At 71.0% G+C, this 17471-nt stretch carries 20 protein-coding genes; 5 read left to right on the top strand and 15 right to left on the bottom strand.

Annotation, left to right across the window (positions count from 1 at the left end; all coding sequences use genetic code 11):
• Positions 1-11: 11 nt before the first annotated feature.
• The 3 genes from dapD to BG482_RS23715 form a co-directional block, all read right to left on the bottom strand.
• Positions 12-1001 carry a 2,3,4,5-tetrahydropyridine-2,6-dicarboxylate N-succinyltransferase gene (dapD, locus tag BG482_RS23725; RefSeq protein WP_069771131.1) on the bottom strand — a complete coding sequence of 330 codons (990 nt, stop codon included), beginning with the start codon at positions 999-1001 and terminating at the stop codon, positions 12-14.
• Positions 1002-1333: 332 nt separating this feature from the next.
• Positions 1334-1933, bottom strand: a complete 600-nt coding sequence (locus BG482_RS23720; protein ID WP_069771130.1) for a TetR/AcrR family transcriptional regulator — start codon at positions 1931-1933, stop codon at positions 1334-1336.
• A complete protein-coding gene (locus BG482_RS23715) occupies positions 1933-2253 on the bottom strand; it encodes a multidrug efflux SMR transporter (protein ID WP_069771129.1) in 321 nt (106 codons plus the stop codon). Before BG482_RS23715 ends, BG482_RS23720 begins: the two co-directional genes overlap by 1 nt.
• 183 nt (positions 2254-2436) lie before the next feature.
• Here BG482_RS23715 and BG482_RS23710 point away from each other — a divergent pair, with 183 nt between their 5' ends.
• Entirely contained in the window at positions 2437-3282 is an 846-nt protein-coding gene (locus tag BG482_RS23710; protein ID WP_069771128.1) for an AbfB domain-containing protein, read from the top strand.
• Positions 3283-3381: 99 nt separating this feature from the next.
• Here BG482_RS23710 and BG482_RS23705 read toward each other — a convergent pair whose 3' ends face one another.
• From BG482_RS23705 to BG482_RS23670, 8 genes are read right to left on the bottom strand one after another with little or no spacing between them, the layout of a single operon-like run.
• Complete coding sequence (locus tag BG482_RS23705) at positions 3382-3714, bottom strand: metal-sulfur cluster assembly factor (protein ID WP_020130530.1); 333 nt, start codon at positions 3712-3714, stop codon at positions 3382-3384.
• Positions 3711-4178, bottom strand: a complete 468-nt coding sequence (gene sufU / locus BG482_RS23700) for a Fe-S cluster assembly sulfur transfer protein SufU (protein WP_069771127.1) — start codon at positions 4176-4178, stop codon at positions 3711-3713. Before sufU ends, BG482_RS23705 begins: the two co-directional genes overlap by 4 nt.
• A 19-nt stretch (positions 4179-4197) precedes the next feature.
• Positions 4198-5454, bottom strand: a complete 1257-nt coding sequence (locus tag BG482_RS23695) for a cysteine desulfurase (RefSeq protein ID WP_069771126.1) — start codon at positions 5452-5454, stop codon at positions 4198-4200.
• A complete protein-coding gene (gene sufC / locus BG482_RS23690; RefSeq protein WP_069771125.1) occupies positions 5451-6215 on the bottom strand; it encodes a Fe-S cluster assembly ATPase SufC in 765 nt (254 codons plus the stop codon). The genes BG482_RS23695 and sufC overlap by 4 nt, the downstream gene beginning before the upstream one ends.
• A gap of 7 nt (positions 6216-6222) precedes the next feature.
• Positions 6223-6555 (bottom strand): non-heme iron oxygenase ferredoxin subunit, encoded by a 333-nt coding sequence (locus BG482_RS23685; RefSeq protein WP_069771124.1) that lies wholly within the window; start codon positions 6553-6555, stop codon positions 6223-6225.
• Positions 6555-7736 carry a Fe-S cluster assembly protein SufD gene (gene sufD, locus BG482_RS23680; RefSeq protein ID WP_069771123.1) on the bottom strand — a complete coding sequence of 394 codons (1182 nt, stop codon included), beginning with the start codon at positions 7734-7736 and terminating at the stop codon, positions 6555-6557. The genes BG482_RS23685 and sufD overlap by 1 nt, the downstream gene beginning before the upstream one ends.
• A gap of 60 nt (positions 7737-7796) precedes the next feature.
• Positions 7797-9218 carry a Fe-S cluster assembly protein SufB gene (gene sufB, locus BG482_RS23675; RefSeq protein ID WP_069771122.1) on the bottom strand — a complete coding sequence of 474 codons (1422 nt, stop codon included), beginning with the start codon at positions 9216-9218 and terminating at the stop codon, positions 7797-7799.
• Positions 9215-9958, bottom strand: a complete 744-nt coding sequence (locus BG482_RS23670) for a metalloregulator ArsR/SmtB family transcription factor (RefSeq protein WP_069771121.1) — start codon at positions 9956-9958, stop codon at positions 9215-9217. Before BG482_RS23670 ends, sufB begins: the two co-directional genes overlap by 4 nt.
• Positions 9959-10141: 183 nt before the next feature.
• Here BG482_RS23670 and BG482_RS23665 point away from each other — a divergent pair, with 183 nt between their 5' ends.
• From BG482_RS23665 to BG482_RS23650, 4 genes are all read left to right on the top strand, one after another.
• On the top strand, positions 10142-10939 hold the full coding sequence (locus BG482_RS23665) for an aminoglycoside N(3)-acetyltransferase (RefSeq protein ID WP_069771120.1): 798 nt from the start codon (positions 10142-10144) through the stop codon (positions 10937-10939).
• Positions 10940-11028: 89 nt separating this feature from the next.
• Positions 11029-11952, top strand: a complete 924-nt coding sequence (locus BG482_RS23660) for an ABC transporter ATP-binding protein (RefSeq protein ID WP_069771119.1) — start codon at positions 11029-11031, stop codon at positions 11950-11952.
• A gap of 50 nt (positions 11953-12002) precedes the next feature.
• Complete coding sequence (locus tag BG482_RS23655) at positions 12003-12719, top strand: ABC transporter permease (protein ID WP_256096463.1); 717 nt, start codon at positions 12003-12005, stop codon at positions 12717-12719.
• Between the two features lie 63 nt (positions 12720-12782).
• Positions 12783-13793 (top strand): heme A synthase, encoded by a 1011-nt coding sequence (locus tag BG482_RS23650; RefSeq protein ID WP_069771117.1) that lies wholly within the window; start codon positions 12783-12785, stop codon positions 13791-13793.
• Positions 13794-13886: 93 nt separating this feature from the next.
• Here the strand turns inward: BG482_RS23650 and BG482_RS23645 are convergent, their stop codons facing one another.
• The 4 genes from BG482_RS23645 to BG482_RS23630 all read right to left on the bottom strand — a co-directional run bounded on the left by BG482_RS23645 (position 13887) and on the right by BG482_RS23630 (position 17259).
• On the bottom strand, positions 13887-14648 hold the full coding sequence (locus BG482_RS23645) for a nucleotidyltransferase domain-containing protein (RefSeq protein WP_069771116.1): 762 nt from the start codon (positions 14646-14648) through the stop codon (positions 13887-13889).
• Positions 14649-14666: 18 nt separating this feature from the next.
• Complete coding sequence (locus tag BG482_RS23640; protein ID WP_069771189.1) at positions 14667-15773, bottom strand: amidohydrolase family protein; 1107 nt, start codon at positions 15771-15773, stop codon at positions 14667-14669.
• Positions 15774-15855: 82 nt separating this feature from the next.
• Entirely contained in the window at positions 15856-16212 is a 357-nt protein-coding gene (locus BG482_RS23635) for a hypothetical protein (RefSeq protein WP_069771115.1), read from the bottom strand.
• Between the two features lie 93 nt (positions 16213-16305).
• Entirely contained in the window at positions 16306-17259 is a 954-nt protein-coding gene (locus BG482_RS23630) for a heme o synthase (protein WP_069771114.1), read from the bottom strand.
• Between the last annotated feature and the right edge of the window lie 212 nt (positions 17260-17471).

Here is a 17471-nt window from a genome sequence, read left to right as displayed (position 1 = left end):
GGCGGCTCGCGTCAGTTGTGGCTGTGCAGGATCTCGTTCAGGCCGCCCCAGACCGCGTTGTTCGGGCGGGCCTCGACGGAGCCGGTGACCGAGTTGCGGCGGAACAGGATGTTCGAGGCGCCGGAGAGTTCGCGGGCCTTGACGATCTGGCCGTCGGGCATGGTGACCCGGGTGCCCGCGGTGACGTACAGACCGGCCTCGACGACGCACTCGTCGCCGAGGGCGATGCCGACGCCCGCTTCGGCGCCCACGAGGCAGCGCTCGCCGATGGAGATGATCACGCTGCCGCCGCCGGACAGCGTGCCCATCGTGGACGCGCCGCCGCCGATGTCCGAGCCGTCGCCGACGACGACGCCCGCGGAGATGCGGCCCTCGACCATCGAGGTGCCGAGCGTGCCGGCGTTGAAGTTGACGAAGCCCTCGTGCATGACCGTCGTGCCCTCGGCCAGGTGCGCGCCGAGGCGGACCCGGTCGGCGTCGGCGATGCGGACGCCCTTGGGGGCGACGTAGTCCGTCATGCGGGGGAACTTGTCGATCGAGGTGACCTGGAGGTGCAGGCCCTCGGCGCGGGCGTTCAGCCGGACCTGCTCGACGTCGTCGACGGCGACCGGGCCGAGCGAGGTCCAGGCGACGTTGGCGAGGTGGCCAAACATGCCGTCCAGGCTCTGCCCGTGCGGCTTGACGAGACGGTGGGAGAGGAGGTGGAGGCGCAGGTAGACGTCGTGCGCGTCGAGGGGCTTGTCGTCCAGGGAGGCGATGACCGTGCGGACCGCGACGACCTCGACGCCACGGCGGGCGTCCGGGCCGATCGCGCGGGCCGCGCCCGCGCCCAGCAGTTCGACGGCGCGCTCGGCGGACAGGCGCTCGGTGCCGGAGGGGCCGGGCTCCGCGACCAGGGCGGGCGCGGGGAACCAGGTGTCGAGAACGGTGCCGTCGGCGGCGATCGTGGCGAGGCCGCCGGCCACGGCGCCGGTGGTGCGAGGAGCAGTCGTGTCGGTCATGAGGGCAACCTAACCGGCGGGGGCCCGCAGAGGCCAACCCCGCACAGCGATGTCTCAGGTGGCGGTCCCGCAGGTCGGGACGCCCCCGTGCGTCATGCCCCGGTACCGCTCCCCGGTCCGGTCGGGGGTCGCGTACGCCCCGGTCGTCGCGCGTCCGATCAACGCCCGGTGGGTCAGCGGGAGTTCACGGCCGGACGGCGCCTCGGAGCCCCTCGGAGCGCCTCGGAGCGCCTCGACGGTGTCCGGCGTGCCGCCGGCGCCGCGGTGCCCGGCCCTGCCGCCGGCCCGCTGCCGACCCCGCCGACCAGCCCTGCCGCCCCGTCTTGCGTGACTCAGCGACGGCCGGAGCCTCCGCGCGGCCGCCGGGCGGGTGGGGCGACGGGGTCCGGGCGGGGGCGGGGCATGAGACGGGACAGCGCGTCCCGGGCGTACTCCTCGTCGTAGGGCGCGCCCGTCAGCAGGACCTGCAGGCAGATGCCGTCCATCAGCGCCACCAGGGCCCGTGCGGTGAGCGGGTCCGTGCGGCGGGCGAGCAGAGCGGCGACGTCCTCGGCCCACTCGGCGGCGACGGGACGCAGCGCCGGGCGGCGCAGGGCCGCGAGGTAGAGCTCGTACTCCAGCTCGACCCCGGTGCGGTCGCCGGCGAGCCACTCGCCGAGCAGTCCGGCCAGTTCGGCGGGCAGGTCGGCCTCGGTGTCGGTGAGTCCGCCGCGCGCGGCGACCACCTTGGCGAAACCCTCGTTGGCCTGGCGCAGGGCGGCCGTCATCAGCTCGTCGAGCGTGGCGAAGTGGTACGTGGTCGAGCCGAGCGGCACGTCCGCCTCGGCGGCGACCGTGCGATGACTCAACCCGGCCAGGCCCTTGTTCCCGACGACGCGGATCGCCGCGTCGATGATCCGCTGGCGCCGTTCGGGGTCGTGGCGGCGGGGCATCAGTGGGCACCTCCCAGGTTCAGCACGACGACGCCCGCGACGATCAGCAGGATGCCGGCGACCTTGGCGGGGGTCAGGGACTCCCCGAACAGGGCCAGTCCTATGAGGGCGATGGCGGCGGTGCCGGTCCCGGCCCAGATGGCGTACGCCGTGCCGATGCCGACGGTCCTCAGGGTCCGGGCCAGGAGGAAGAAGGAGACGACGTAGCCGACGGCCGTCAGGAGCGAGGGCCAGAGCCTGCTGAAGCCGTCGCTGTATTTCATGACCGTGGTCGCGGCCACCTCGGCGGCGATGGCGCCGGCGAGCGTCAGATATCCCATGTGTACGAGCGTACACAGCGATGCGTACACCCGTACACAACGGGAGGGGATTCAAAAGCGTTATGGAAAGCGCTCGCTCATACGGATGAACGCGAGCCACCGGTTCCACTACTGTTTCACCGTTCACACACCGGGCCATCGCAGCCGCGGCCGCCGCCATGGGCGCCGCTGGAGGACCAGCGCATGCCAATAAACAAGTCCCGGCCGTCCCAGGAAGAACCCTGGGAGAACGGCTGGGCCCCGGACAGCTCCCGGGCCCCCGGAACACGACGCCTGTGGTTGGCCGGCGGTCTCGCCGTGGCCACCATCGTGGCCTGCGTGACCACCATCGCCCTGAACGACAGGCCGGCCGACCAGAAGACGGACGCCCGACAGGGACGCACACTGGCGGACGACGAGACGGAGGGCGGCGGTCTGATCTCCTTCGCCACACCCTCAGCGAGCACGTCGTCGACGCCCACGGGCCACGGCAGCGGGTCCCCTTCCGCCTCGCCGTCGCCGTCGCCGTCCTCCTCGTCCTCGCCCCGGCCGCAGGGCAGTTCGTCGCCGGGCGCGTCGACCGGCCCGGCCCCGAAGCCGTCGGGGAAGCCGGCCGACCCGCAGCCGGCCGCGTACTGGAAGTCGGTCCAGGCGGTCAACTACCCCGACCGGTACTGGCATGTGAGCGACGGTCTGGTGAAGCTCGACGCGCCGCGCGGCTCGGAGTCCCGCGCCGACTCCACCTTCGAGGTGGTCAAGGGCCTGGCCAACGGCTCCTGTTACTCGTTCAGAACGGCCGACGGCGCCTACCTGCGCCACCGCAACTTCGTGCTGCGCGCCGAACGCAACGACGGCTCCAGCCTGTTCCAGCAGGACGCCACCTTCTGTCCCGCATACTCGGGGTACCAGGGCGCGGTGGTGCTGCAGTCGGTGAACTACCCCAACTACGCGCTGCGGCACAAGAACTTCCAGTTGCGCCTGGATCCGTACGGCTACAACACGACCAACCGCGAGGACTTCATGTTCCGCGTCGTCGACGGCCTCGGCTGAGGCCGGCGGACCACCCACAGGTCGCCCCGCACACAAGGTGCCCCGCACACAGGTGTGGCCCCCCGGCAGAGCTGCCGGGGGGCCACACCTGTCAGGCCGTCAGACGTTGAAGCCGAGCGCGCGCAGCTGCTCGCGGCCGTCGTCCGTGATCTTGTCCGGGCCCCACGGCGGCATCCAGACCCAGTTGATGCGCAGCTCGTTGACCAGACCGTCCGTGGCGGACTTCGCCTGGTCCTCGATGACGTCCGTGAGCGGACACGCCGCCGACGTCAGGGTCATGTCGATCGTCGCGATGTTCGCGTCGTCGATGTGGATGCCGTAGATCAGGCCGAGGTTGACCACGTCGATGCCCAGCTCGGGGTCGACGACGTCGTACAACGCCTCGCGGACTTCCTCCTCCGAGGCGGGCTTCATCTCAAGGGTCTCGCTCATGCCGTGTTCCTTTCGGCGTCGGCTCCGCCCAGGGCCTGGGCCGTCGCGTCCTTCCACGCCATCCAGCTGAGGAGGGCGCACTTGACCCGTGCCGGGTACTTGGAGACGCCGGCGAACGCGACCGCGTCCTCCAGCACCTCCTCCATCGCGTCGTCGGGCTCGATCTTCCCCTTGGACTGCATCAGCTCCAGGAAGGTCTCCTGGATCTTCTGCGCGTCCGCCAGGTCCTTGCCGACCAGCAGGTCGTTCAGGACGGAGGCGCTGGCCTGGCTGATGGAACAGCCCTGGCCCTCGTAACTGACGTCTTCGATCTTCGTGCCGTCGTACTTCACCCGCAGGGTGATCTCGTCGCCGCACGTCGGATTGACGTGGTGCACCTCGGCGTCGCCATCGCGCAGACCACGCCCGTGCGGGTGCTTGTAGTGGTCCAGGATGACTTCCTGGTACATCGAGTCCAGCTTCATCCGCTCGCTCGCCAACCCCTCAGCCGAAGAAGTTCCGTACGTGCTCCAGACCGTCGACCAGAGCATCGATCTCGGCCGGCGTGGAGTACAGATAGAACGACGCTCGCGTGGTCGCGGGAATTCCGTAGCGCAGGCAGACGGGGCGGGCGCAGTGGTGGCCCACCCGGACCGCGATGCCCTGCTCGTCCAGCACCTGGCCCACGTCGTGCGGGTGGATGTCGCCGAGCGTGAAGGAGATCGCCGCGCCCCGGTCCTCGGCCGTGGTGGGGCCGATGATGCGCAGGTCGGGGACGTCGCCGAGCTTCTTCACCGCGTACTCGGTGAGCGCGTGCTCGTGGGCGAGGATCTTGTCCATGCCGATCGAGGACAGGTAGTCGATCGCCGCGCCGAGGCCCACGGCCTGGGCGATCGGCGGGGTGCCCGCCTCGAACTTGTGCGGGGCCGGAGCGTAGGTCGAGGAGTGCATCGACACGGTCTCGATCATCTCGCCGCCGCCGAGGAACGGCGGCAGGTCCTCGAGCAGTTCCTGGCGGCCCCACAGGACGCCGATGCCGGTCGGGCCGCACATCTTGTGGCCGGTGAAGGCCACGAAGTCGGCCTGCAGGGCCTGTACGTCCAGCGGCATGTGCGGTGCGGCCTGCGAGGCGTCGATGCACACGAGCGCCCCGACCTCCTGCGCACGGCGCACTATCGCCTCGACCGGGTTCACGGTGCCGAGGATGTTCGACACCAGCACGAAGGAGACGATCTTCGTCTTCTCCGTGATGACCTCGTCGATGTTCGACAGGTCGAGCCGGCCGTCGTCGGTGAGGCCGAACCACTTCAGCTTCGCGCCCGTGCGCTGCGCCAGCAGCTGCCACGGCACGATGTTGGAGTGGTGCTCCATCTCCGTGATGACGATCTCGGTCTCGGAGTCCACGCGGTAGGGCTCGTCGGCCCAGCCCAGCATGTTCGCCACGAGGTTGAGCGACTCCGAGGCGTTCTTGGTGAAGATCACCTCGTTGCGGCTGGGCGCGTTGACGAACGCGGCGACCTTGTCGCGCGCGCCCTCGTACAGCGCCGTGGCCTCCTCGGCGAGCACATGCACACCGCGGTGGACGTTGGCGTTGTAGCGCTCGTAGTACTCGTTGAGGGCGTCCAGCACCTGGCGCGGCTTCTGCGACGTCGCCGCGTTGTCCAGGTACACGAGCTTCTGACCGTCGTGGACCTGACGGTCCAGGATGGGGAAGTCCTTGCGGATCGCCTCGACGTCGAGGAGGCCCGGCAGCTGCGTCACGCGGATACGCCACCCTTCGTGTAAACCTCGTAGCCCTCGTTCTCCAGCTTGTCGGCGAGCTCGGCGCCGCCGGACTCGACGATGCGGCCACCCGAGAAGACGTGGACGAAGTCGGGCTTGATGTAGCGCAGGATGCGCGTGTAGTGCGTGATCAGCAGGGTGCCGACCTCGCCGGTCTCGCGCACGCGGTTGACGCCCTCGGAGACGATGCGCAGGGCGTCGACGTCCAGGCCGGAGTCGGTCTCGTCGAGGATCGCGACCTTCGGCCGGAGCAGCTCCAGCTGGAGGATCTCGTGGCGCTTCTTCTCGCCGCCGGAGAAGCCCTCGTTGACGTTGCGCTCGGCGAAGGAGGTGTCCATGTTGAGGCGCTCCATGGCCTCCTTGACCTCCTTCACCCAGGTGCGCAGCTTGGGGGCCTCGCCGCGGACGGCGGTGGCGGAGGTGCGCAGGAAGTTCGACACGGAGACGCCGGGGACCTCGACCGGGTACTGCATCGCGAGGAACAGGCCGGCGCGGGCGCGCTCGTCGACGGACATCTCCAGGACGTCCTCGCCGTCGAGGGTGACGGTGCCGCCGGTGACCGTGTACTTCGGGTGACCCGCGAGCGAGTAGGCGAGCGTCGACTTGCCGGAGCCGTTGGGGCCCATGATGGCGTGCGTCTCGCCCTGCTTCACGGTGAGGTCGACGCCCTTGAGGATCTCCTTCGTGGCGTTGTCGGCCTCGACGGTGACGTGCAGGTCTCGGATTTCAAGCGTTGCCATGGGTGCCTCAGGACTCCTGGGAAAGGGAGACGAGCACGTCGTCCCCTTCGATCTTTACGGGGTATACGGGGACGGGGCGCGTCGCGGGAAGGCCGGACGGCTTGCCGGTGCGCAGGTCGAACGAGGAACCGTGCAGCCAGCACTCGATCTGGCAGTCCTCCACCTCGCCCTCCGAGAGCGAGACGTTGGCGTGCGAGCAGATGTCGTGGATGGCGAACACCTCGCCCACCGTCCGGACGAGCGAGACCGGCGTGCCGTCGAGCTCCACCCGCTTGGGGGTGTCCTCGTCCAGCTCGCTCAGCGCGCAGGCCCGAACGAATCGAGCGCGGTCGTCGGCCATCAGACGGTGGCCTTCAGCTCGGTCTCGATCCGGGCGAGGAGGCGCTCCTCGATGTCGTCGACGCCGATCTGCTGGACCAGCTCGGCGAAGAAGCCGCGGACCACCAGGCGACGGGCCTCGTCGGCCGGGATGCCGCGGGCCATCAGGTAGAAGAGCTGCTCGTCGTCGAAGCGGCCGGTGGCCGAGGCGTGGCCGGCGCCGACGATCTCGCCGGTCTCGATCTCCAGGTTCGGCACCGAGTCGACCCGCGCGCCGTCGGTGAGGACGAGGTTGCGGTTCATCTCGTAGGTGTCCGTGCCCTCGGCCTTGGCCTCGATGAGCACGTCGCCGATCCAGACGGCGTGGGCGGCCTCGCCCTGCAGAGCGCCCTTGTAGACGACGTTGGACTTGCAGTGCGGGACGTTGTGGTCGACCAGCAGACGGTGCTCCTGGTGCTGACCGGCGTCCGTGAAGTACAGACCGAAGAGCTCGGCCTCGGCGCCGGGGCCGGCGTACGCGACGCGCGGGTGCAGTCGGACGAGGTCGCCGCCGAAGGTCACCACGACCGACTTGAAGCTCGCGTCCCGGCCGACGAGGGCGTTGTGCTGGGCCACGTGCACGGCCTTGTCGTCCCAGTCCTGGACGGAGACGACGGTCAGCTTCGCGCCGTCCCCGAGGACGTAGTCGACGTTGGCGGCGAGCACGGCGTCACCGGTGTGGTCGATGACGACGACGGCCTCGGCGAAGGCGCCCAGCTCGATGACCTGGTGGCCGTAGGAGACCCCGCCCTCGCCGTGCACCGTGATGCGGATCGGCTCGGTGAGCACCGTCTCCTTGGGGACGGTGACCACGCCGGCCTTTTCGAACGCGGAGTACGCCTGGGCGGCGACCCGGTCCACCGGGGTGCCCGCCCTGCCGAGGCGCGCGTCGTCGCGGTCGACGAGTTCGACGACGACGCCCTCGGGCGCCTCGACGGCGACCTTGACGCCCCCGCCGGTCGCGACGGCGGTGCCGTCGTGCAGGCCGCGCAGGCGCTCCAGCGGCGTGAACCGCCACTCCTCCTCGCGGCCGTGCGGGACCGGGAAGTCCGCGACGTCGAAGGACGGGGGCGCGCTCATGCGCGTGGCGACGGTCGACTCGGCGGCCACCGCGATCTGTCCGGCGGTGGTGGACCCCACCGGGATGTTCTGAGCCTCAGCCATGGCTGTCGGTCTGCTCTCTTCCTACGTCAAGAAATCTGGCGACTGCTCGGGGGGCGGGTCTCAGCCGACCGCGCCTTCCATCTGCAGCTCGATCAGCCGGTTGAGTTCCAGGGCGTACTCCATGGGCAGCTCCTTCGCGATGGGCTCGACGAAGCCGCGCACGATCATCGCCATCGCCTCGAACTCGGTCATGCCACGGCTCATCAGGTAGAAGAGCTGATCGTCGCTGACCTTGGAGACGGTGGCCTCGTGGCCCATGGACACGTCGTCCTCGCGGACGTCCACATAGGGGTACGTGTCGGAGCGGGAGATGGTGTCGACGAGCAGCGCGTCGCACAGCACGTTGGACTTCGAGCCGTGCGCGCCCTCGCCGATCTCGACCAGACCGCGGTAGGACGTACGGCCGCCTCCGCGCGCCACCGACTTGGAGACGATGTTGGAGGAGGTGTTCGGCGCCATGTGGACCATCTTGGAGCCGGCGTCCTGGTGCTGGCCCTCGCCCGCGAAGGCGATGGACAGGGTCTCGCCCTTGGCGTGCTCGCCCATCAGGTAGACGGCCGGGTACTTCATCGTCACCTTGGAGCCGATGTTGCCGTCGATCCACTCCATGGTCGCGCCCTCGTACGCCACGGCGCGCTTGGTGACCAGGTTGTAGACGTTGTTCGACCAGTTCTGGATGGTCGTGTAGCGGCAGCGGGCGTTCTTCTTGACGATGATCTCGACCACGGCGCTGTGCAGCGAGTCCGACTTGTAGATCGGCGCCGTGCAGCCCTCGACGTAGTGCACGTAGGCGCCCTCGTCGACGATGATCAGGGTCCGCTCGAACTGGCCCATGTTCTCCGTGTTGATGCGGAAGTAGGCCTGGAGCGGGATCTCGACGTGCACGCCCTTCGGCACGTAGATGAAGGAGCCGCCGGACCACACCGCGGTGTTCAGCGACGCGAACTTGTTGTCGCCGACCGGGATGACCGTGCCGAAGTACTCCTTGAAGAGCTCCGGGTGCTGCTTCAGCGCGGTGTCGGTGTCGAGGAAGATGACGCCCTGCTCCTCCAGGTCCTCACGGATCTGGTGGTAGACGACCTCGGACTCGTACTGGGCCGCGACACCGGCCACGAGGCGCTGCTTCTCCGCCTCGGGGATGCCGAGCTTGTCGTACGTGTTCTTGATGTCCTCAGGGAGGTCCTCCCAGGACTCCGCCTGCTTCTCGGTGGAGCGCACGAAGTACTTGATGTTGTCGAAGTCGATCCCCGACAGGTCCGAGCCCCAGTTCGGCATGGGCTTCTTCTCGAAGAGCCGCAGGCCCTTGAGGCGGAGCTTCGTCATCCACTCCGGCTCGGACTTCTTCTCGGAGATGTCCCGGACGACGTCCTCGTTGATGCCGCGCTTCGCAGAGGCGCCGGCAGTGTCGGAGTCGGCCCAGCCGTATTCGTACTTACCCAGGCCCTCGAGTTCGGGGTGGGCAGTCTCCGTGGGGAGAGTCATGCGGGGTTCCTCCCGGCCGTGCTTGCGGATGCGTTATGGGTGGCTGTGGAAACTCTGGGGATGAACGTCGTGCAGACGCCGTCGCCGTGCGCGATGGTCGCCAGCCGCTGGACGTGCGTTCCGAGCAGCTGGGAGAAGAACTCGGTCTCCGCCTCGCAGAGCTGCGGGAACTTCTCCGCGACATGAGCGACGGGGCAGTGGTGCTGGCACAGCTGCTCGCCGACCGGTGCGCTGCGCGCCGTAGCAGCGTACCCGTCCGCGCTCAAGGCCTTGGCCAGGGCTTCGGTGCGCTCCTCGGGGGCGGCGGCCTCCACCGCCTCGCGGTACGCGGCCGCCTGCTCGGCGATCCTGGCGCGGGCGAAGGCGACGACCGCCTCGTCCCCGCCGAACCGCTCCTGGATGAAGCGCAGGGCGTCCGCGGCGAGCTTGTCGTAGGACTGGTCGAAGGCGTCGCGGCCGCAGTCGGTGAGCGCGAAGACCTTCGCGGGGCGCCCGCGCGTGCGCGCGCCGTACACGCGCTGCTCGCGGGCCTGCACGATGTCGTCGGCGACCAGGGCGTCGAGGTGGCGGCGCACGGCGGCGGGGGTCAGCCCCAGCCGCCCGGCCAGCTCGGTGACGGTCGACGGCCCGTGGTCCAGGATGGATCGCGCGACCCGGTTGCGGGTGGACCGCTCTCCGGTCGCGAGCTCCTCCTGGGGGGTCCCCGTGGGGGTCTCCCGAACCTCGCCGACGTTTTTCACAACGCCATTGTTGCGTAATTCCTCAGAAGCAGGCAAGCGGCGCCCCCGCCGCGAGGCGGTGCCCTGCGTCACTTAGGCGAACCTAATCTGACCTGGGGAAACAGACTCCGGCCGGTCCGAGCGGGCAGGGGCGGCGCGCAGACCACTGGCTCGCGCGACCCGGTTGGGGAAGACTGCCCGACCATGCCCATACCCCCTCCCACCGGCCCACTTGTCACCCGGGACAGCCTCGCGGCGGAGCTCGGCGCACTCGGTGTGGAACCCGGAGAAATCCTTCTCGTGCACTCCTCCCTCCGCTCGCTCGGCTGGGTGTGCGGGGGCGCCGTCGCGGTCGTACGGGGGCTGCTGGACGCGCTCGGCCCGCACGGCACGCTCGTGGTCCCCACCCAGACCGGGGACCTGTCCGATCCGGCCGTGTGGCGCAGTTCCCCGGTGCCCGAGCAGTGGTGGGAGACGATCCGGGCGACCATGCCCGGGTACGACCCGCTCCTCACCCCCGCCCGGGGCGTGGGCGTGATCCCGGAGACGGTCCGCACCTGGCCGGGCGCCCGGCGCAGCGCCCACCCGCAGACCTCCTTCGCGGCGCTCGGGGCGCGGGCGGCCGAGGTCGTCGAGGGGCACGCGCCGGACTGCCGGCTGGGCGAGCACAGCCCGCTGGCGCGTCTGGAGGAGAGGGGCGCGCGGGTGCTGCTGCTCGGCGCGGGCTACGACGCCTGCACCAGCTTCCACCTCGCCGAATACCGGGTTCCCGCTCCCCTGGTCAGGGTCGGACGGCCCGGCCCGCACGGCTGGGAGGAGGTGACCGAGGTGTCCATCGACTCCTACCGCTTCGACGAACTCGGCCACGACTTCGAACGCGATCGCGCCGTCGTGCGCGGCAGGGTCGGCGCGGCCGAGGCGCGGCTGTTCCCGGTCGCGGACGCGGTGGCCTACGCACAGCGATGGCTGCCGCTGCACCGGCCCCGCGAGGACGAGCTCTGAGTACGCCGTCCGGGTCTCCCCCTCGTGAGCGGCCGGTTTCCCCCACCCCCCGGTCCGAGCCCCGGTCCGCGAACCTAGACTCTGGAGTCATGCGAAGCGAGCCTGTCGTCCGGGTCCAGGCCCTGGTGAAGCGGTACGGGGCGAAGACCGCGGTGAACGGCCTCGATCTGACGGCCGGGGCGGGCGTCACCGCCGTCCTCGGACCCAACGGCGCCGGCAAGACGACCACGATCGAGACCTGCGAGGGGTACCGCAGGCCGGACTCGGGCACGGTCCGCGTCCTCGGCCTCGACCCGGTCCGGCAGGCCACCGACCTGCGCCCCCGGATCGGCGTGATGCTGCAGTCGGGCGGCGTGTACTCCGGAGCGCGGGCCGACGAGATGCTCCGGCACGTGGCCGGGCTGCACGCCCATCCGCTGGACGTCGACGCCCTCGTCGAGCGCCTCGGGCTCGGCTCCTGCGGCCGCACGACCTATCGCCGGCTCTCCGGCGGCCAGCAGCAGCGCCTCGCGCTCGCGATGGCCGTCGTGGGCCGCCCGGAGCTGGTGTTCCTGGACGAGCCGACGGCCGGCCTCGACCCGCAGGCCCGCCGCGCCGCCTGGGATCTCGTGCGCGACCTGCGCGCCGACGGTGTGTCGGTCATCCTGACCACCCACTACATGGACGAGGCCGAGCAGCTCGCGGACGACGTCGCGATCATCGACGCGGGCGGGGTCATCGCCCAGGGCTCCCCCGAGGCGCTGTGCCGGGGCGGCGCCGAGAACACCCTGCGCTTCACCGGCCGTCCCGGTCTCGACGTCGGCTCGCTGCTCAAGGCGCTGCCCGCCGACAGCTCCGCCGCCGAGCTGACCCCGGGCTCCTACCGGGTCATGGGCAAGGTCGACCCGCAGCTGCTCGCCACGGTCACCTCGTGGTGCGCCCAGCACGGGGTGATGCCCGAGCGGATCTCGGTGGAACGGCACACCCTGGAGGACGTCTTTCTTGAGCTGACCGGCAAGGAGCTGCGCTCGTGACCGCCACCGGCACCTACACGCCGAACCCCGGGGCCGCCCCCCTCCCCCGCATGATCGGGGCCCAGGCGGCGCTGGAGACCAGAATGCTGCTGCGCAACGGCGAGCAGCTGCTGCTCACCGTCGTGATCCCGACCCTCCTGCTGGTCCTGTTCAGCGGCGTGGACATCGTCGACACGGGCGCGGGCAAGGCGGTGGACTTCCTCACCCCCGGCATCCTCGCGCTCGCCGTGATGTCGACGGCCTTCACGGGACAGGCCATCGCGACCGGCTTCGAACGGCGGTACGGCGTGCTGAAGCGCCTGGCCTCCTCGCCGCTGCCGCGCTGGGGCCTGATGACGGCGAAGACGCTGTCGGTCCTGGTCACGGAAGTCCTTCAGGTGATCCTGCTCACGGCGATCGCCTTCGCCCTGGGCTGGGACCCGCACGGCAACCCCGCGGCCGTCCTGCTGCTCCTGGTCCTCGGCACGGCGGCCTTCTCCGGACTCGGTCTGCTGATGGCGGGCACCCTGAAGGCGGAGGCCACGCTGGCCGCGGCCAACCTGGTCTTCCTGCTGCTGCTCGTGGGCGGCGGGGTGATCGTGCCGCTCGACAAGTTCCCGCCCGCAGCGCAGGACGCCCTCGGCCTGCTGCCCATCACGTCCCTCTCCGACGGTCTGCGGGACGTGCTCCAGCACGGCGCCGGCATGCCGTGGGGCGACCTGGGGATCCTCGCGGTCTGGGCGGTCGTCGGACTCGCCGCGGCCGGCCGGTTCTTCCGCTGGGAGTAACGGCGACGGGGGGACGGGGCTCGGGGGACCCTCGTGAAAGCGTGCACAAGCGGCCCGCTTACGATGGGAGGCGTGCTGAACGTGACCCGTGCCGACGCCGTAGCCGCCGTGCGCAACCCCCTCTCCTTCATCGCCGCACGCTGGACCCCGGCTCCTCGGACGGTTCGGCGGGCGGCCCTGTTCGCGCTCGTGATGTCGGTGGTCATCGTGGTCACCGGCGGCGCGGTCCGCCTCACGGGCTCCGGCCTGGGCTGCCCGACCTGGCCCAAGTGCACCGACGACTCGCTCACCGCCACCAGCGCGATGGGCTTCCACGGCGCCATCGAGTTCGGCAACCGGATGCTGACGTACGTGCTCTGCGCGGCCGTCGGCTGGGCGATCATCGCCGCCCGCTCCGAGAAGCCCCACCGCCGGAGCCTGACCCGGCTGGGCTGGGCGCAGTTCTGGCTGGTGATGAGCAACGCCGTGCTCGGCGGGATCGTCGTGCTCGTCGGCCTCAACCCCTACACGGTCGCGGCGCACTTCCTGGCGGCCTCGGCGTTGATCGCGGTCGCCGCGGTGATGTGGCAGCGCTCCCTGGAGGGCGACGGGGAACCCCGAGCGCTGGTCGGCAGGCCCGTGCAGCAGCTGGTGTGGTTCCTGGTCCTCGCCTCGGGGCTGCTGATCGCCGTCGGCACGGTGGTCACCGGTGCGGGTCCGCACGCCGGCGACTCCAGCGAGGTCGACCGCATGCCGCTGGACTGGGAGACCGTGGCCAAGCTGCACGCCGTCCTCGCCTGGATCGTCGTGACGCTGACGTTCGCCCTGTGGTTCATCCTCAAGGCGGTGGACGCCCCGAAGGGCCCGCTGGACCGCACCCGGGACCTGTTCCTGGTGCTGCTCGCCCAGGGCGTCATCGGTTACGTGCAGTACTTCACCGACCTCCCCGAGATCCTCGTCGGTCTGCACATGCTCGGCTCGGCCCTGGTGTGGATCGCGGTCCTGCGCGTGCCGCTGGCGCTGCGCGAACGGTCCGCCACGACGGTCGACCTGCCGGGCCCGTCGGCGGAGGCCACGGTCGGCACCCGCGCGTGAGCCGCCACGCGTGAGTCTCCCGCGCGGGCCACACGCCCCCGGGCCTCGCGTACGGGGCGTACGGGGTGACATGTGGTGCTCAGGCGGGACGCGTCACGCGTACCCGGCGACCAGATCGTCGATCGCGGGCGCCAGGTAGGCGCGGGTCAGCTCGGCGCGGCGGGCCGGCCAGTCCGCGTCGGCCGTGCCGCCGCCCGCGCCTCGACCGCCGGTTCCGTACCGGCGCCGGGCCACGTCCGCCACGACCTCGGCGGGCGCGCCCAGTCCGGGCAGTTCGTCGAGGGCCTGGCGCTTGGTGATCAGCCGGCCGTCCCGCACGGTCACCGTGGCCCGGGCGAAGGTCAGCAGCCCGAGGTCGACCCAGACGTCCCGGCGCCAGAGGCGGACCATGTCGACCGCGGGACGCCAGTTGTCGCGCTGGTCGCGCACGACGAAGTCGCGGAGCGCGCGGTCGGGGACCGGCGGCAGCAGCGCGTGGGGCGACTCCCCGTGCAGCACCCTGCCGAAGTCGAGCAGTTCACGCCGGGTCACCGGGGTGACGGGCCGCCGGAACAGCTTGCCGTGCGCCCAGGTGAGGTGCCGCCGCTCAGGGCCGGCCGCGCTCCGGGGGGTGAGGTAGGTGCAGTGCAGCAGCGGGGCGAGCGGCTCGCCGCGCAGCCGGGCGTGCAGCCGGGCCAGGGCCCACACCGTGCGCGGGGCGAGGGGGCCCGGCAGAACCGCGATGAGGTCCAGGTCGCTGCGGCCCTCCTGGTAGTCGCCCCCGGCGAGCGAGCCGTGGGCCCAGACGGCGACCGGCTCCACCGCCGCGAGTCCGGTGCGGAATCGGTCCAGTAAGTCGTCCGTGGGACTGGTCACGCGCCCAGTCTTCCCGCCTCAGCCCAGCCGGTACACCCGGTGCGCGTTGCCCGCGGCGATCAGGCCCGCGACCCGTTGCGCGTCCCCCGGCGACCACGCGCCCTCCGCGACCCAGGCTCCCAGCACCCGGGCCAGGGCCTCGCGGAACAGCATCGCCCCGACCACGTGCAGCTCGGGCAGGCCCTGGGCTCCGCTGGAGAAGAGGATCTTGCCGAAGGGGGCCATCTCCAGGATCTCCGCGAGGATCGTCGCCGCGCGGGCGCCGGTCCGCACGAGCGCGGCGCCCGAGTCGGCGTACACGTGCGGGAAGACCCCGGCGAGATGGGCGGCGTGGCGGTGGTAGGGGTAGCCGTGCAGCAGGACGAGGTCGGTGCCCAGGCCCGCGGTGGCCCGGACGAAGTCGGTGAGCAGGGCGGGGTCGGTGCGGTCGATGCGCGCTCCGGGCGCCCCGAGTCCGGCGTGCAGTTGCAGGGGCAGCTCCGAGGCGACGGCGATCCACAGCAGGTGCCGCAGCAGTACCGGGTCGCTCAGTTCGCCGCCGACCCGGCGGGCGGCCAGCCAGCGCCCGGCGGCGCCCCGCACCTCCCCCGGGCCGGGCGCCTCCGGGGCGAGGGCCAGTCCGTGCCGGACCCCGGCGACGGAGGTGAAGGCCACGGCGGTCGCGGCCGCCCCGTGGACCGCCTCGGCGAGGTTGGCGAGAAAGGACTCGACCGTTCCGGAGGTGTCGGCGACCTGCTCGGCGAGGAGTTCCAGCCGCACGATCTCGCGGGCCTCGGCCGCTCCCGCGCCGGCCAGCTCGCCGGGCCCGGTGAGGTCCCCGGGCAGACCCGTGTCGACCAGGTAGGTGGTGATGCCGCTGCCCCGCAGCAGCCGGCGGCCCGATTCCAGTACGCCGAGTTCACGACGCCGGGCGAGATAGCGGGCGGGCGGGGCGTGCGGTTCCAGGCCGAGGAGCGGGGGGCACCAGCGGCGTACCGCGAACCCGGTCTGCGTGTCGAAGAGCGTCGTGCCCGGCGCGGGCGGGCCCTCGGTGCGGGCCAGCTGGGCCTCGAAGGTGCCGAGGCCCAGCTCCGTTCTCAGGACGCCGTGGCAGTACTGGTCCACCAAGGACGGCGTTTCGAGCATCCGGACCCCCGGGAGATGGACCACGTCGCTTCCACGGGTCCTAACGGGTGAACCGGGTGTCAGGTGTTGCGTGAGAGGGGGATCAGCCGTTCTTCGGTCCGCCGACCTGGATGCCCGCCATCCGCGTCCACTCGTACGGCCCTGTGCGCACCTTCGCCGCGAACTCGCCGTCGAAGGATTCGTGGGCGGTGATCCCGGCCTTCCGCACGGCCTGCTCGGCCACGGCGACCGAGGGGGCCACCAGGTCGCCCCAGCCGCCGTCCTCGCCGACGAGCACGATGCGGGCGCCGCGCTCGCCGATGTACGCGATCTGGCTCTCGGCTCCGCCGTGCGCCTTGGAGAACGCGCCGATCCGCTTGGCGAGCCGTGCCGCCCGGCGCTCGGCCCTGGCGGCCCGCTTGGCGTCGGCCGCCTCGTCAACCTGCTTGGTGTCTGCCATGGCCAGGATGCTACCGACGGGTAGCCGGAACGGCGACGGCCGGGGTGCGTGGCCTTGACCACGCGCCCCGGCCGTCGGGCCGTACGGCGGACGTCAGCGCAGGAAGGGATCCACCGCGACGGCCACGAACAGCAGCGACACATAGGTGATGGACCAGTGGAACAGCCGCATCTCCTTGAGCTTCCCGCCCGTGACCTCGGCCTTGGCCCGGTTCTGCAGTCCGTGCGCCTCCCACAGCCACCAGCCGCCCGCCGCCAGCGCCACCGCCGTGTAGAACCAGCCGGTGTAGCCGAGCGGCTGCAGCAGCAGCGAGACGGCGACCATCACCCAGCTGTAGAGGACGATCTGGCGCGCGACGACCTTGTTGGAGGCGACGACCGGCAGCATCGGCACGCCCACGCGCGCGTAGTCGTCCCTGACCTTCATCGACAGCGGCCAGTAGTGCGGCGGCGTCCAGAAGAACATCACGAGGAAGAGGACGACCGGGGCCCAGGAGAGGGAGTCCGTGACCGAGGACCAGCCGATCAGCACCGGCATGCAGCCGGCGATGCCGCCCCACACGATGTTCTGCGAGGTGCGGCGCTTGAGGATCATCGTGTAGACGACCACATAGAAGAGGAGCGCGCCGAGCGCGAGCCAGGCCGACAGCCAGTTCACGGTCAGCCCGAACAGCAGGGTCGAACCCACCGCGAGGGTGATGCCGAAGGCGAGGCATTCACGCGGGCTGACCATCCCGGTGACCAGCGGCCGCTGCGAGGTGCGGTCCATCAGCGCGTCGATGTCGCGGTCGATGTACATGTTGAGGGCGTTCGCGCCGCCCGCGGACAGGTAGCCGCCGAGGCAGGTCAGAAGGACGAGCCCGAGGTCCGGTACGCCCTGCTGCGCCAAGAACATCACCGGGACGGTGGTGATCAGCAGCAGTTCGATGATCCGCGGCTTCGTCAGCGCCACGAACGCCTTGACCCGGGCCCCGACCGGCCGCCGGCTCGGGCTCTGGCTCGCCCCGACGATCCCTACTGGACGGGATTCAACGGCCGTCACGCACACCCCTGACAGAGACTCCCAGCAAGCCCCGGGTGTGAACTCCCCGTAAAGGCTCGCGCGTACCACGCCACTGTAGACGTTGCCCATACCCCGATATTCGCGGGGGTGGGGTCGTGTTGGACGACGCCCCCGGAAGAGCCGGGAGGCACTCTGTTGAGCACTCGTACGAGCGGCTCCGTATTCACTTGCCGAACAGGGAACACACCGGTCGGGAG

It is taken from the genome of Streptomyces sp. LUP30 (genome assembly GCF_001746365.1).
Classification (GTDB): Bacteria; Actinomycetota; Actinomycetes; order Streptomycetales; family Streptomycetaceae; genus Streptomyces.
The sequence above is the reverse complement of the archived record's forward strand: the minus strand, read 5'-3'. Positions and strand labels throughout refer to the sequence as shown.